At 73.4% G+C, this 14,049-nt stretch carries 14 protein-coding genes; 3 read left to right on the forward strand and 11 right to left on the reverse strand.

Annotated features, from left to right (window positions below):
* Positions 1 to 172: 172 nt before the first annotated feature.
* The 5 genes from coaD to ACIBCA_RS34755 all read right to left on the reverse strand — a co-directional run bounded on the left by coaD (position 173) and on the right by ACIBCA_RS34755 (position 6,106).
* The gene (gene coaD / locus ACIBCA_RS34735; RefSeq protein WP_396287099.1) at positions 173 to 664 is read right to left on the reverse strand and encodes a pantetheine-phosphate adenylyltransferase; all 492 of its coding nucleotides are present in this window, start codon (positions 662 to 664) and stop codon (positions 173 to 175) included.
* A 49-nt stretch (positions 665 to 713) separates the two neighbouring features.
* Complete coding sequence (gene rsmD, locus ACIBCA_RS34740; RefSeq protein WP_396287100.1) at positions 714 to 1,298, reverse strand: 16S rRNA (guanine(966)-N(2))-methyltransferase RsmD; 585 nt, start codon at positions 1,296 to 1,298, stop codon at positions 714 to 716.
* Between the two features lie 234 nt (positions 1,299 to 1,532).
* Positions 1,533 to 2,066, reverse strand: a complete 534-nt coding sequence (locus ACIBCA_RS34745) for a hypothetical protein (protein ID WP_396287101.1) — start codon at positions 2,064 to 2,066, stop codon at positions 1,533 to 1,535.
* A gap of 118 nt (positions 2,067 to 2,184) precedes the next feature.
* Entirely contained in the window at positions 2,185 to 4,431 is a 2,247-nt protein-coding gene (gene recG, locus ACIBCA_RS34750; RefSeq protein ID WP_396287102.1) for an ATP-dependent DNA helicase RecG, read from the reverse strand.
* Positions 4,432 to 4,471: 40 nt separating this feature from the next.
* Positions 4,472 to 6,106, reverse strand: coding sequence for a DAK2 domain-containing protein (locus ACIBCA_RS34755; protein ID WP_396287103.1), 1,635 nt, complete (start codon positions 6,104 to 6,106; stop codon positions 4,472 to 4,474).
* Between the two features lie 302 nt (positions 6,107 to 6,408).
* Between ACIBCA_RS34755 and rpmB the strand changes: the two genes are divergently transcribed.
* Positions 6,409 to 6,594 carry a 50S ribosomal protein L28 gene (gene rpmB, locus ACIBCA_RS34760; protein WP_014138233.1) on the forward strand — a complete coding sequence of 62 codons (186 nt, stop codon included), beginning with the start codon at positions 6,409 to 6,411 and terminating at the stop codon, positions 6,592 to 6,594.
* A 184-nt stretch (positions 6,595 to 6,778) separates the two neighbouring features.
* Here rpmB and thiD read toward each other — a convergent pair whose 3' ends face one another.
* The 3 genes from thiD to ACIBCA_RS34775 form a co-directional block, all read right to left on the reverse strand.
* Positions 6,779 to 7,573: a bifunctional hydroxymethylpyrimidine kinase/phosphomethylpyrimidine kinase gene (gene thiD, locus ACIBCA_RS34765; RefSeq protein WP_396287104.1), complete on the reverse strand. Its 795-nt coding sequence runs from the start codon at positions 7,571 to 7,573 to the stop codon at positions 6,779 to 6,781.
* A 54-nt stretch (positions 7,574 to 7,627) separates the two neighbouring features.
* Entirely contained in the window at positions 7,628 to 8,653 is a 1,026-nt protein-coding gene (locus ACIBCA_RS34770) for an ATP-dependent 6-phosphofructokinase (protein ID WP_396287105.1), read from the reverse strand.
* Between the two features lie 119 nt (positions 8,654 to 8,772).
* Positions 8,773 to 9,738 (reverse strand): thiamine-phosphate kinase, encoded by a 966-nt coding sequence (locus tag ACIBCA_RS34775; protein WP_396287106.1) that lies wholly within the window; start codon positions 9,736 to 9,738, stop codon positions 8,773 to 8,775.
* Positions 9,739 to 9,987: 249 nt separating this feature from the next.
* Between ACIBCA_RS34775 and ACIBCA_RS34780 the strand changes: the two genes are divergently transcribed.
* Entirely contained in the window at positions 9,988 to 10,221 is a 234-nt protein-coding gene (locus ACIBCA_RS34780; RefSeq protein ID WP_396287107.1) for an Lrp/AsnC family transcriptional regulator, read from the forward strand.
* Positions 10,222 to 10,262: 41 nt separating this feature from the next.
* The gene (locus tag ACIBCA_RS34785; protein ID WP_396287108.1) at positions 10,263 to 10,781 is read left to right on the forward strand and encodes a DUF3515 domain-containing protein; all 519 of its coding nucleotides are present in this window, start codon (positions 10,263 to 10,265) and stop codon (positions 10,779 to 10,781) included.
* Between the two features lie 86 nt (positions 10,782 to 10,867).
* Here the strand turns inward: ACIBCA_RS34785 and ACIBCA_RS34790 are convergent, their stop codons facing one another.
* Genes ACIBCA_RS34790 through ACIBCA_RS34800 form a run of 3 tightly spaced genes read right to left on the reverse strand, consistent with a single transcriptional unit; the run spans position 10,868 to position 13,935 of the window.
* Positions 10,868 to 12,013, reverse strand: coding sequence for a D-alanine--D-alanine ligase family protein (locus ACIBCA_RS34790; RefSeq protein WP_396287109.1), 1,146 nt, complete (start codon positions 12,011 to 12,013; stop codon positions 10,868 to 10,870).
* A 39-nt stretch (positions 12,014 to 12,052) separates the two neighbouring features.
* The gene (locus tag ACIBCA_RS34795; RefSeq protein WP_396287110.1) at positions 12,053 to 13,054 is read right to left on the reverse strand and encodes an NAD(P)H-dependent glycerol-3-phosphate dehydrogenase; all 1,002 of its coding nucleotides are present in this window, start codon (positions 13,052 to 13,054) and stop codon (positions 12,053 to 12,055) included.
* Positions 13,051 to 13,935, reverse strand: coding sequence for a lysophospholipid acyltransferase family protein (locus ACIBCA_RS34800; protein WP_396287111.1), 885 nt, complete (start codon positions 13,933 to 13,935; stop codon positions 13,051 to 13,053). Before ACIBCA_RS34800 ends, ACIBCA_RS34795 begins: the two co-directional genes overlap by 4 nt.
* Positions 13,936 to 14,049 lie beyond the last annotated feature (114 nt).

The following is a 14,049-nucleotide window of genomic DNA, read 5'->3' on the forward strand; positions in this document are numbered from 1 at the left end:
AGGCAGGCCCGGCGCGGTGGACCTCACCGCAGGGCAGGAATACAGACTGTACGGCCACCGCGCGGCGAGGTCACACCTCCCGGACCCGGCCCACCCGGTGGGCGCGGGACAAACCGTGACGAACCGGCAGGACCGGGACGGTCGGTGCGTACTGCGGGCTGCGGACCGCGGGCTACTGCTCGGCCCGGCGCTGCGCGATCCGGTCCACCAGACGGCGGTGGACCAGCTCCGGCAGCAGGTGCGAGACGTCCCCGCCGTAGGAGGCGACCTCCTTGGCCAGCGTCGAGGAGAGGAAGCTGTACGTCGGCGAGGTCGGCAGGAACAGCGTCTCCACGCCGGTCAGGCCGTTGTTCATGTGCGCCATCTGCAGCTCGTAGTCGAAGTCGCTGACCGCGCGCAGGCCCTTGACGATCGCCGGGATGTCCCGCTCGCGGCAGAAGTCCACCAGCAGGCCCTGGTGCGACTCGACCACCACGTTGCCGAACTGCGCGGTGACCTCCTCGATCAGCTCGATCCGCTCGTCGATGGTGAACATGCCCTGCTTGCTCCGGTTCACCAGGACCGCGACATGCACCACGTCGTACAGCTTCGAGGCGCGCTCGATGATGTCGAGGTGGCCGTTGTGGATCGGGTCGAACGAACCGGGGCAGACGGCTCGGCGCATGGCGTGTGTGCTCCCTCGTGGGGTGACGGCTACTGCGGGCCGCGGACCGCTAGTCGTGATCGCCGGTCGCGGCGGCGGCGCGACCGTACCAGAGCGTGCCCTCGCCGTAGCGGCGGGAGCGCAGCCCCTCGAAACCCTCGGGCCAGCCGAACTCGCCGCCCCGGGTGCTGCGCTCCACGGTGACGAGTACCTCCTCCGCGAGCCAGCCCCCGGCCGACAGTGTGGTCAACATCTCGCGCAGCTCCGCGTCCGTCACCGCGTACGGCGGGTCGAGGAACACCAGGTCGTACGGCGCCTCCGGGGCGGGCCCGGCGATCACCTTCTCCGCCTTGGCGGCCTTCACCAGCGCGCCCGGCAGGCCGATCTCCCGGACGTTCTCCCGGATCACCCGGGCCGCCTGGGCGTCGGCCTCGACCAGCAGCACGTGCTCCGCGCCGCGCGAGAGCGCCTCCAGGCCGACCGCGCCCGATCCGCCGAACAGGTCCAGCATCCGGGCCCCGTGCAGGGTGCCGCGCAGCGCCTCCAGGGTGGAGAACATCGCCTCGCGGGCCTTGTCGGAGGTCGGCCGGGTGCCCCGGCCGGGCGGTACGGCCAGCCGGCGGCCACCGGCCGCCCCGGCGATCACGCGGGTCATGGTGGGGAAGGGTCCTTTCGTCGCTGCCCGACCACGCTATCCCGCCCCGAGCCGAAGGGGCGCGCCGGTGCCGAAAGGGAGAAGCGAGGGAGCGACGGAGGAGCGAGGGAGCGCCGACCGTCGGCGCCGGGTCAGGAGCGCCCCGGAGGCGAGCGGGCGAGCGGGCGGGCACCCGTACCGAACGCCCGTGGCCCGGCGGGGAACCCCCACCGGGCCACGGGCGCGTTCAGGTCGTCAGCTGGCCTCGGAGCCCGCCGGCTGGTTGGGGATCGAGGCGCCGAGCAGGGCCGGCGAGGCGTAGCGGGACCAGGACAGGCAGCCGTCGGGCGGGCAGAACTCGGGGCGGCGCGGGTCGTGGCCGAGCTCGCGCAGCTTGGTGCGGACGGAGTCGGGCGTGCGGCCGAAGCGGGCGGCGATCCGGGCGATGGTCTCGCCGTCGTGGAAGCGCCGGACCAGCTCCTCCTCGTGCTGCGGCACCCAGGGGGCGCCGTGGCCGGGGTACAGCTCGCGCAGCACGTCGCGGTCGGGGATGGGCTCGGAGACGTCGGCGACGATCGCCAGCGCCCGCAGCGCGCGGTTGAGCGCGATGCGCAGCGAGGCGACGTCCTCGACCGGCAGGCGAAGCCGGCCCGAGGCGAGCGGGGACGAGGCCTCGCCCTCGCGCCAGCCGGTCAGGGTGAGGGTGACCTCGCGGTCGTCGTCGCTGGCCAGTTCGATCCGGAAGACCTTGTCGCCCAGCGGGAGCTCGTTGAGATGACGGAATGCCATGGCAGGACCCCCAAGTGTCGTGCCCGGTACGCACCTTGCAGGTGCGCCCTGAACACCTTCATTCTCTCCCGGGGGTCTGACAATCGGGCCTGGCGATCGGGCCTGCCCGGAAGGGCCGTCAGCCCTTCTCCATGTAGGCCGCGCGGTCCTCGTCGAGCAGGGCGGCCAGCGCGGTGCGCAGGTCCGGGTGGGCGCCGAGTTCCGGGTCCTCGGCGACGAGCCGGGTGGCCTCCGTACGGGCGGTCAGGATGACCTCCTCGTCCTCCAGGACGGAGAGCACCTTGAGGGAGGACTTCACCCCGGACTGCGCCTGGCCCAGCACGTCCCCCTCGCGGCGCTGTTCGAGGTCGATGCGGGACAGCTCGAAGCCGTCCAGCGTCCCGGCCACCGCGTCCAGCCGGGCCCGGGCGGCGCTGGCGGCGGGCATGTCGCTGACCAGCAGGCACAGGCCCGGCGCGCTGCCCCGGCCCACCCGGCCGCGCAGCTGGTGGAGTTGGGAGACGCCGAAGCGGTCGGCGTCCATGATGACCATCGCGGTGGAGTTGGGGACGTTGACGCCGACCTCGATGACGGTGGTGGCGACCAGCACGTCCACCTCCCCGGCGGAGAAGCGGCGCATCACCTCGTCCTTGGCCTCGGGGGCGAGCCGGCCGTGCAGGATCTCCACCCGCAGGCCGCTCAGCGGGCCCTTGACGAGCATTCCGGCCGTCTCCACCACCGACAGCGGGGGCCGGCGTTCGTCGGAGGCCGCGCCCGCGTCGGCGACCTCCTCGAAGGCGTCCTCGGGGGCCTTGCGCTTCTTCTTCGACGCGCTCGACGACGCTCCGGCGGCCTCCGGCTCCTCGTCCCCGATCCGGGGGCAGACCACGTACGCCTGGTGGCCCTTGCCGACCTCCTCGCGCACCCGCTCCCAGGCCCGGGTGAGGAAGTTGGGCTTCTCCACCGCCGGGACGACGTGGGTGGAGATCGGCGAGCGCCCGGCGGGCAGCTGGTCGAGGACGGAGGTCTCCAAGTCCCCGAAGACCGTCATCGCGACGGTGCGCGGGATCGGGGTGGCCGTCATCACCAGCAGGTGCGGCGGCTGCTCGCCCTTGGCGCGCAGCGCGTCCCGCTGCTCGACGCCGAAGCGGTGCTGCTCGTCGACCACGACCAGGCCGAGGTCCTGGAACTGGACCTTGTCCTCGATCAGGGCGTGGGTGCCGATCGCGATCCCGGCGTCCCCGCAGGCCATGTCCAGCATCGCCTGGCGGCGGGCGGGAACGCCCATCGAGCCGGTGAGGAGCACCACCCGGGTGCCGAGGTCGGAGCCCCCGAGCATCCCGCCCTCGGCGAGGTCGCCCATCATCTCCACGATCGAGCGGTGGTGCTGCTGCGCCAGCACCTCGGTGGGTGCGAGCAGCACGGCCTGCCCGCCCGCGTCCACCACGGCGAGCATGGCCCGCAGCGCGACCAGCGTCTTGCCCGATCCGACCTCGCCCTGGAGGAGGCGGTGCATGGGGTGTTCGGTGGCGAGGTCGGCGGCGATCTCTTCGGAGACCTTCCGCTGGCCCTCGGTGAGGGTGAACGGCAGCCGGGCGTCGAAGGCGTCCAGCAGGCCGCCCTCGCGGGCCCGGCGCGGCTTGGCGGGCAGGGCGGAGTCGGCGGCCCGGCGCTGGGCGAGGGCGACCTGGAGGACGAAGGCCTCGTCCCAGCGCAGGCGGCTCTGGGCGCGCTCGCGGTCGGCCTGGCTGCGGGGGCGGTGGATCAGCTCCAGCGCCTCGGGCAGCGGGATCAGCTCGTGGCGCTCGCGCAGCTCGGCGGGCAGGGGTTCGCCGACGCCCTCCCAGCCGGTCTTCTCCAGCGACTCCAGCGCCATGTCGACGCAGAGCGAGATCTTCCAGCTGGGCATCTGGGCGCTGGCGCCGTACACCGGGATGAGGCGGCCGGCGAACTGCTCGGCGGCCTCCGAGCCGGCCTCCTCGTCGAGGAGCTGGTAGTCGGGCGAGACCAGCTGCCGACTGCGGTTGAAGACGCCGACCTTGCCCGCGAACAGGCCCTGGGCACCGGCCCTGAGGTCCTTCTGCCGCCAGCCCTGGTTGAAGAACACCAGCGAGAGCCGGCTGCGGCCGTCGGTGACGACGACCTCCAGCCGGTCGCCCTTGCGGCCCCGGAAGGGGATCAGGGTGACCTTCTCGATCCGGGCCAGCACGGTGACGTGCTCGTCGATCTCCAGCTCGTCCAGGCTGGTGAGCTGCCCGCGCTCGACGTAGCGGCGCGGGTAGTGGTGCACCAGGTCCCCGACCGTGCGCAGCTTGAGGCTGTCGGCGAGCACCTTCGCGGTGCGGTCGCCGACGAGCTTGGTCAGTGGTTCATCGAGAGCGCCCATCAACGCCCCTGTTTACACCACCGCACCGACAGAGAACCGCTCACTCCACCCCGATGAGCAGCGGCGCCGACTCCTGACCGCCGTGGAAGACCACCGCGTCGACCTCGGGCCGCTGCTGGCGCACGTGGGCGACCAGGCGGTCGGCGAGGGTCGCGTCGGCGCCCTCGCCGAGGATCAGGGTGACGAGTTCGCCGCCCGCGCCGAGCATCCGGTCCAGGACGCTCTCGCCGACCTCGGGCAGTCCGGCGCCGATCACCGCGACGTCCCCGTCGATCAGCCCGAGCACGTCCCCGGCCTGGCAGACCCCGGCCATCGTCCAGGACTCCCCCTCGGCGACGGCGAGTTCGGCGTAGCGGGTGGCGCCGGCGGCGGAGGTCATGGCGACCACGTCCTCGTCGAAGCGCCGCCCGCCCTCGTGCACGGCGAGCGCGGCGAGCCCCTGCACCGGCGAGCGGGTGGGCAGGACGGCGATGCGCACGCCCTCCTCCCGTAGCTGGTCGGCGGCGGCACCGGCGGCGGCGCGCAGTTCGGGGTCGTTGAGCAGCAGCACGACCTCCCGGGCGGCCGAGCGGCGTACGGCGTCGGCGAGCTCGGCGCTGGCCGGGGCCCGGTCCGGGTCGGCGTGCAGGACGACGGCCCCGGCCTGTTCGCACAGCTCCGCCAGCCCCTCGCCGGAGACCACGGAGAGCACCGCGCGGGCCCGCTCCTCGCGCTCCCCGCGCTCGGCGTCGGCGGCCCCGGCCCGGGCTGCGGCCTCCGCGAAGTGGGTGATCCGGATCTGGTGCGGCCGCCCGGCCCCGACGCCGGCCTCCACGGCGGCGCCCGCGTCGTCCACGTGCACGTGGACGTTCCAGAGGCCGTCGCCGCCGCCGATGACCAGGGAGTCGCCCAGCGCGCCGAGCCGCTCGCGCAGCGCGGGCAGGGCGGCGTCGGGGGCGTCCAGCAGGTAGATGACCTCGAAGGCGGGGTGGCCGGGGCCGGGCGGCCGTACGTGGCCCTCGCAGCTCTCCACGGCCCGTACGTCCCCGCGCAGGGCGACGGGCCCCATCGGCTGCTGCCCGGCGACGGCGTCGGCGAGCGCGCCGAGGACGGCGACCAGGCCGCGCCCGCCGGCGTCCACGACCCCGTTCTCGGCGAGGACGGCCAGCTGCTCGGGGGTGTGCCGCAGCGCGTCCCTCGCGGCCCGGTACGCGGTGTCGGCGACCTGCGCGAGCCCGTCCCCGGCCCGTACGGCCTCGCGGGCGGCGACCCGGGCCACGGTCAGCAGGGTGCCCTCGACGGGCTCCGCGACGGCCTGGTAGGCGGAGTCGGAGGCCCGCTGCAGCGCGGCGCGCAGCTGCTCGGCGCCGCCGCCCTCGGCGAGCGTCTCGGCGGTGCCGCGCAGCCACTGGGCGAGGATCACCCCGGAGTTGCCGCGGGCGCCGACCAGCGCGCCGCGGGCCATCGCCCGCGCGGCGTCGGCGAGTCCGGGGGCCGGGTCGGCGGCGGGGTCGGCGAAGCGGCTCTCCACCTCGGCGGCGGCGGACTCGACGGTCAGGTAGAGGTTGGTGCCGGTGTCGCCGTCCGGGACGGGATAGACGTTGAGCGCGTCGATCTCCTCGCGTGCCTGGCCGAGCGCGCGCAGGGCGAGCTGGCACCACGTGCGCACGGCCGGGGCGTCGAGCGTGTGCAGCACCGAGTGTCTCCTCCGGGTGGGACGCCGCGGGCGGCCTGAGGGGCGCGGGCACCGTCAGGGCGGCGGCGAGGGGTGGTACCGGCAGGTTATCGGGGGCCGGGGAGGGCCGCCCCGGCCGACGACCGGGGCGATCACCCGGCAGGTCATGGTAGTTTCGTGGGACGGAAGCAAGCGTTGTATGCTCTTCCGGTTGCCTGGAACCGTCCAGGCTCACCCCCTTGTCCGGTCTGGTTCACGTGAGTGCTCCGGTGGGTGGGCGGGGTTTTCGAAAGTAACTGATCTGAAGTCTTGGAGTGACTCCTGTGGCTGCCAACTGCGACGTCTGCGGCAAGGGGCCGGGCTTCGGCAACAGCATCTCCCACTCTCACCGCCGTACCCCCCGTCGTTGGAACCCCAACATCCAGACGGTGCGCGCTGTGATTGGGCGGACGCCGAAGCGGCTCAACGTCTGCACCTCGTGCATCAAGGCCGGTAAGGTCTCGCGCTGACGCGCAGACCGGCATGCCGGTCCTCCAGTGAGCCGGTTCATCCTCGGATGAGCCGGCTTCGCTGTTTCCGGCGACGCCGACCGACCGTGACCGCTGACGGGCGGGCATCCTCAGGGATGTCCGCCCGTCAGCGGTTTCGGCGGAGGCTTCGGCAGAGGTTCCGGCAGAGGTTCCGGCGGAGCTCTCAGCGCCAGCGCCAGGCGTGGTCGACGGGCCCGATCCCGCCGCCCAGCGCGAACCCGGCGGCGATCGCGCCGGTGATGTACTCCTTGGCCGAGGCGACGGCCTGCGGCAGCGGCTCCCCCTTGGCCAGGCCCGCCGCGATCGAGGAGGCCAGGGTGCAGCCCGTCCCGTGGGTGTGCCGGTTGTCGTGACGCGGCGCCCGGTACCAGTGCTCCTCCCCCGGCCCGCCGTAGAGCAGGTCCGCGGCCTCGCCCTCCAGGTGCCCGCCCTTGACCAGCACCCAGCGCGGCCCGAGGTCCAGCAGCGCCTTGGCGGCGTCCAGCATCTGCGACTCGTCCTCGACGGTGCGGCCGGTGAGCTGCGTCACCTCGTGCAGGTTGGGGGTGGCCAGGGTGGCGACCGGCAGCAGCCTCTCCCGTACGGTGGCCACCGCCTCGGCGGCCAGCAGCGCGTCGCCGTGCTTGGAGACGCCGACGGGGTCGACCACGACCGGGGCGTCCAGCCCGGTGAGCAGCTCCGAGACGGTCTCGACGAGTTCGATCGAGGCGAGCATGCCGGTCTTCACGGCCTGCACGCCGATGTCGTCCACCACACTGCGGAACTGCGCCCGGACGGCTTCGGCGGGCAGTTCCCAGTAGCCCTGGACGCCGAGCGAGTTCTGCGCGGTGACGGCGGTGATCACGCTCATGCCGTGAACGCCGAGGGCGAGCATCGCCTTGAGGTCGGCCTGGATGCCGGCGCCGCCGCCGGAGTCGGAGCCGGCGACGGTCAGCACGCGGGGAGGAGCAGCAGTCATGCGCCCCAACCTACCCGCGCCCGCGGGGTCAGAGGACGGGGCCGGAGGACGGCCTCAGAGGACGGCCTCGGACTCCGCCCAGCGGTCCTCGGGGACGGTCTTGAGCCTGGTCACCGCGTCGCCGATCGGCAGCAGCCGGATCTCGTTGCGGCGCAGCGCGGTGAAGTGCCCGAAGGCCCCCTGGTGGACGGCCTCCACGGCGTGCCAGCCGAAGCGGGTGGCGAGCACCCGGTCCCGGGCGGTGGGGGTGCCGCCGCGCTGGACGTGCCCGAGGATGACGGGCCTGGCCTCCTTGCCGAGCAGGTCCTCCAGCTCGTGGGCGAGGCGGTTGCCGATCCCGCCGAAGGTGCGGTGCCCGAACCGGTCGACCTCGCCGTGGTCGAAGCGCATGGTGCCGGGCACCGGGCAGGCGCCCTCGGCGACGGCGATGATGGCGAACTTCTTGCCGCGCGCGAAGCGGTCCTCGATTATCCGGGCCACCGCCTCGATGTCGAAGGGCTTCTCCGGGATGAGGATGCCGTGCGCGCCGCCGGCCATGCCCGCGGTGAGGGTGATCCAGCCGGTGTGACGGCCCATCAACTCCACGACCATGACGCGCTGGTGGGACTCTGCGGTGGTCTTGAGCCGGTCGATCGCCTCGGTGGCGACGTGCACCGCGGTGTCGAAGCCGAAGGTGACGTCGGTGGCGTCGATGTCGTTGTCGATAGTCTTGGGCACCCCGACCACCGGCAGCCCGGCCTCGCTGAACTGCTTGGCGGCCGTCAGCGTGCCCTCGCCGCCGATGGCGATCAGCGCGTCGATGCCGAGGTCGCGGGCGAGGGTCTTGGCGTTCTCCACCGCCCAGGCGATGCGCTCGCGCTGCACCCGGGCCGAGCCGAGGATGGTGCCGCCCAGGGTGAGCAGGCCCGTGACGTCGTCGTGCGAGACGGGCCGGGTGCGGCCTTCGATCAGGCCGAGGAAGCCGTCCTCGATGCCCACGATCTCGTCGCCGTGGACGTCCGTGCCCCGGTGCACCACCGACCGGATGACGGCGTTGAGGCCGGGGCAGTCGCCGCCGCTGGTCAGGACACCGATGCGCATGTGTGGCGTGCTCCGCTCGCAGTGGTTCGGACCACCCGCGCCGGGGGGCGGGCTGGCTCGGACGGCCCAAGCCTACGCACAACGGATCCCCGAAGCCCGCCCCTCACCCGTCCGGGGCGTCACTCCGCGAAGTGGTCCCAGCCGCCGACCCGGTCCCAGGGCGCGCCGTCCACCGTCACCCGGCCGCTGCGCGAGCCCGCCGGACGGCCGGTCACCTCGCCCACCACCCGCCAGCGGGAGGGGAGTTGGACCCCGCGCGGGAAGGTCGCCACGATCGCGTGGTCCTCCCCGCCGGAGAGCACCCACACCAGCGGGTCCACCCCGACCGCCTGCCCGATGTCGGCCATCTGCGCCGGGACGTCGAAGTCGGCGACCCTGAGGTCGATGTCCACCGCGCTGGCCCGGGCCACGTGGCCGAGGTCGGCGACCAGCCCGTCGCTCACGTCGATCATCGAGGTCGCGCCCAGCTCGGCCCCGGCCGGGCCCGCGTGGTACGGCGGCTCGGGCCGGCGGTGCGCCTCGACGAAGGCGCGCGGGGAGCGGAACCCGCGCTGCAGCACGGTGAGTCCGGCCGCGGACCAGCCGAGCCAGCCGCACACCGCGACCACGTCGCCGACCTGCGCGCCGGAGCGCGTCACGGCCGCGCGCCCCTGGAGGTCGCCGAGCGCCGTGATGGCCAGCGTGACGGTGTCTCCGCGCACCACGTCGCCGCCGACCACGGTGGCCCCGGCGACCTGGCACTCGTCGCGCAGCCCGTCCATGAGTTCGGTGGCCCAGGTGATCGGCAGGTCGGCGGGGGCGACCAGCCCGAGCAGGATCGCGGTGGGCACCGCACCCATCGCGGCCACGTCGGCGAGGTTCTGCGCGGCGGCCTTGCGGCCCACGTCGTAGGCGGTGGACCAGTCCCGGCGGAAGTGCCGGTTCTCGATCAGGACGTCGGTGGTGGCCACCACCCGGCCGTCCGGGGCCTTCACCACCGCGGCGTCGTCACCGGGGCCGAGGTCGACCACGTCGGTGAGCGGTACCCGGGCGGTCAGCTCCCTGATGAGCCCGAACTCGCCCAGCTCGCCCACGGTCCCCTGCATCTGCCGTCCTCTCGCGTTCACGTCTCGCGTTCTCGTCCACACTGCCGGCCCCCGTCGCGCTCCCCCGCGCGCAGCGTACGCCCTTCCCGGACCCCGGGTGCGCCGCGAAGACGGACCCCCGAGGTCTCCCCTCCCACGCCTGACGCGGGGTAGCGTGGTGATCGGACTGCCGGTGAGCCCGTTCCCACCCCGACGACAGGCCGGGCGAACACCGCGTCGATTCCCGCAACCGGCCGCCGGGAGGCACCCGTGGTACAGGCATACATCCTGATCCAGACCGAGGTCGGAAAGGCCACCTCCGTGGCCGAGACGATCGCCAAGATCCCCGGCGTGATCGCCGCCGAGGACGTGACCGGCCCCTACGACGTGATCGTCAAGGCCGAGGCCGACACCGTGGACGACCTGGGCCGCATGGTGGTCGCCAAGGTCCAGAAGGTGGAGGGCATCACCCGCACCCTCACCTGTCCGGTGGTGCACCTGTAGGGGCGTGAAGACAGGCCCCCGGCCCCGGATACGATCGGCGGGTGGCCCGAGACCTCCGTATCCCCAAGGCGCTGCGGGCGCTGCCCGCACCGGTGCGCTGGCTGGCGCTGCCGCTCGCCCTGACCTGCACGACCGTGGTGCTGATCGGCAGTTGGAGCTCGGCCGCCTCGCGGATCGAGGTGCCGAACCCCACGCCCAGGGAGGCCGGGTACTGCAAGGCGCTGGCCGCCGCGCTGCCGCAGGAGCTGCTCGGGCACCCGCGCGAGGAGAGCTCGCCGGCCTCGCCGTACGTCGCCGTCTGGGGCAGCTCGCCCCGGACGGTGATGCGCTGCGGCATCGAGCGCCCGGAGGAGCTGAACGGCCCGCACGCCAAGGACCTCTCGCCCACCGTGGACGACGTCACCTGGTGGTCGCAGAAGCGCGACGACGGAAGCTACCGCCTGGTGGCGACCATGCGCCGCGCCTATGTCGAGGTGATCTCCCCGGCCGGCGTCTACAGCAGCCCGCTGGACCCGGCCGCGGCGCTCACCCCGCTGGTCAAGGCCCACATCCCCGGCTGACAGGGCTTCCCCGGCTGACGGGGCCGGCGCACGGACGAACGGAGGAGGGGCGGGCCCGACGGCCCGCCCCTTCCGCGTCCGTACGGCTACCGCAGGCCCGTCGAGCGCCGCAGCGCCGTCGCGAGCAGCCGGTCGATCAGCTCCGGGTACGCGACCCCGCTGGCCTCCCACATCTTCGGGTACGCCGAGATCGGGGTGAAGCCGGGCATCGTGTTGATCTCGTTGATCATCCAGGAGCCGTCCTCCAGCAGGAAGAAGTCCACCCGGGCCAGGCCCTCGCAGCCGAACGCCTCGAACGCGGCCACGGCCTGCCGCTGGATCTCCGCGGTCTCCTCGGCGGTGAGCGCCGCCGGGATCCTCACCTCGGAGGAGTCGATGTACTTGGCCTCGAAGTCGTAGAAGTCGAAGCCCTCACCGACCAGCACCTCGGCCGGCACGCTGGCCCGCGGGCCGTCCTCGAACTCCAGGACGCCGCACTCGATCTCGCGGCCGGACACCCCGGCCTCGATGATCAGCTTCGGGTCGTGGCGGCGGGCCTCCTCGATCGCCGCGTCCAGGTCGGCCAGGTCCTTGACCTTGGTGATGCCGATGCTGGAGCCGGCCCGGCAGGGCTTGACGAACAGCGGCAGCCCCAGCGCGGCGGCCCGCTCGCGCACGTCCGCGCGGCCCGCCTCGGTCTCCCAGTCGCGCGGGCGCACGATCGTGTAGTGGCCGACGCCCAGGCCGTGCGAGGCCAGGATGCGCTTGGCGAACTCCTTGTCCATGCCGGCCGCGCTGGCCAGCACGCCGTTGCCGACGTACGGGACGCCGGAGAGCTCCAGCAGGCCCTGGAGGGTGCCGTCCTCGCCCCAGGGGCCGTGCAGCAGCGGGAACACCACGTCGACCTCGCCGAGCGCCTTGGGCGCGCTGCCCGGCTCGCTGAGGACCACTTCCCGGTCGCCCGGGGCGGCGGGCAGCACGACCTGGCCGCCCACGGCCTCGGCGACGCCCTGGACGTCCGGCATCCGGCCCTCGGTGATGGCCATCCGGGCCGGCTCGTCGCTGACCAGCGCCCAGCGGCCCTCGGGGGTGATCCCGATCGGGAGCACCTCGTACTTGTCGCGGTCGATCGCCTTGAGCACGCTGCCGGCGGTGACCACCGAGACGCCGTGCTCGGAGCTGCGCCCCCCGAAGACCAGCGCGACGCGCGGCTTGCGGGCGGACGGGTTCGTGGAGGTCTGTTCGATGCTCATATCGGGTTTGAGACTACCGTGCGACGGGTTTGCCGAAAGTCAGCGGCGCTCCGCCTTCGCCGAGCGCGACATCAGCGCCCGCAGCGCCTCCTGGGTGGGCCGCCCGTTGTGCACCACGTCCACCACGGCCTCCACGATCGGCATGTCGACGCCGTTGCGCCGGGCCAGGTCCAGCACCGACTCGCAGGACTTGACGCCCTCCGCGGTCTGCCGGGTGGCCGCGATGGTCTCGGCCAGCGACATGCCCCGGCCGAGGTTCATGCCGAAGGTGTTGTTGCGCGACAGCGGCGAGGAGCAGGTGGCCACCAGGTCGCCCATCCCGGCGAGCCCGGCGAAGGTGTGCGGGTCGGCGCCCAGCACCTCGCCGAGGCGGGTGGTCTCGGCGAGCCCCCGGGTGATCAGCGTCGCCTTGGTGTTGTCGCCCAGCCCCATGCCGGCGGCCATGCCGACCGCCAGGCCGATCACGTTCTTGACGGCGCCGCCGAGTTCGCAGCCGACCACGTCGGTGTTGGTGTACGGCCGGAAGTACGGCGTGTGGCAGGCCGCCTGGAGCCGCTTGGCGACGGCCTCGTCCGCGCAGGCGACGACGCTGGCGGCGGGCTGCCGGTTGGCGATCTCCTTGGCCAGGTTGGGCCCGCTGACCACCGCGACCCGGTCCGGGCCGACCTTGGTGACCTCGTCGATCACCTCGCTCATCCGCTTGGCGGTGCCGAGCTCGATGCCCTTCATCAGGCTCACCAGCACGGTCTGGGGCTCGATCAGCGGCGCCCAGGCGGCCAGGTTGTCGCGCAGCGTCTGCGAGGGCACCACCAGGACGGCGAAGTCGGCCCCCGCCAGCGCCTCGGCGGCGTCGGTGGTGGCCCGCACCGAGTCGGGCAGCCGGACGCCGGGCAGGTAGTCCGGGTTCTCGTGCGTGGTGTTGACGGCGTCGGCCAGTTCCTGGCGGCGGGCCCACAGCGTCACCTCGCTGCCGGCGTCGGCGAGCACCATCGCGAAGGCGGTGCCCCAGGAGCCGGTCCCCATCACGGCGCAGCGGGTCATCGGCCGGCCTCCCCTTCTTCGGTACGGGTGGCCTTGTCGCCCTTGGCCTCGCCCTCGACATCACGCCTGGCCGCGTCCCTGGCCTCGCCCTTGGCGCGGCGCCGTTCGGCGAGCGCAGCGGCGGCCCGGCGGCGGGCGGCCTTGCGCATGTCGAAGCGCTCGGCGGGCGGCTCCTCGCCGCGGACCTCGGCCAGGACGGCGGTGATGGCGGCCATGATGTCCTCGGTGGCGTCGTTCAGCACCTGGGCGGTGAGCTCCTGGCCCTGGTACTTGGCGAGGTCCACCGGGGGCCCGGCCGCGACGACGACCGTGTGCCGGGGGAAGAGGTTGAACCTGCCCTTGCCGAAGCCCGGGTGGCCGTACGGCGGGATGATCTCGTGCGCGCCCCAGTGGGCGACGGGGATGACGGGGGCGCCGGTCATCAGCGCGACGCGGGCGACGCCGCTCTTGCCGGTCATCGGCCACAGGTCCGGGTCCCGGGTGAGGGTGCCCTCCGGGTAGAACTGCACGCACTGCCCGTTGTCGACGGCCTCGATCGCGGCCCGGAAAGCCTGCGCGGCGTCGGTGGACTCGCGGAACACCGGAATCTGGCCGGTCTTGCGCAGCATGAATCCGATGAACGGAATCGAGAACAGCGAGGACTTCGCGAGAATCCGGGGCGGGCGGCCACTGTTGTACTGCCAGTGCGCGTAGATCACCGGGTCGATGATCGAATTGTGGTTCACCGCGGCGATGAAGCCGCCTTCCTTCGGAAGGTTCTCCCAGCCCCGCCAGTCGGGCTTCACCAGCGCGGTCGTCACCGGCTTCACCAGCACGGCCGCGAAGCGGTACCAGATGCCGTAGTCGGCGTTGCCGAACTTGGCGTACGAGCGGCGGACCACCCCAGGCTCCTTCTCATCACATGCGGCACACAGGGGGCACCGCGGTCATAGCCTCCCGGCGCCGACACCGGGCACCGGTGCGGCCGGTGCCCACGTCACGGGTGCGGAACAGTG

It is taken from the genome of Kitasatospora sp. NPDC051170 (assembly GCF_044455705.1).
In the GTDB taxonomy this organism is placed as follows: domain Bacteria; phylum Actinomycetota; class Actinomycetes; order Streptomycetales; family Streptomycetaceae; genus Kitasatospora.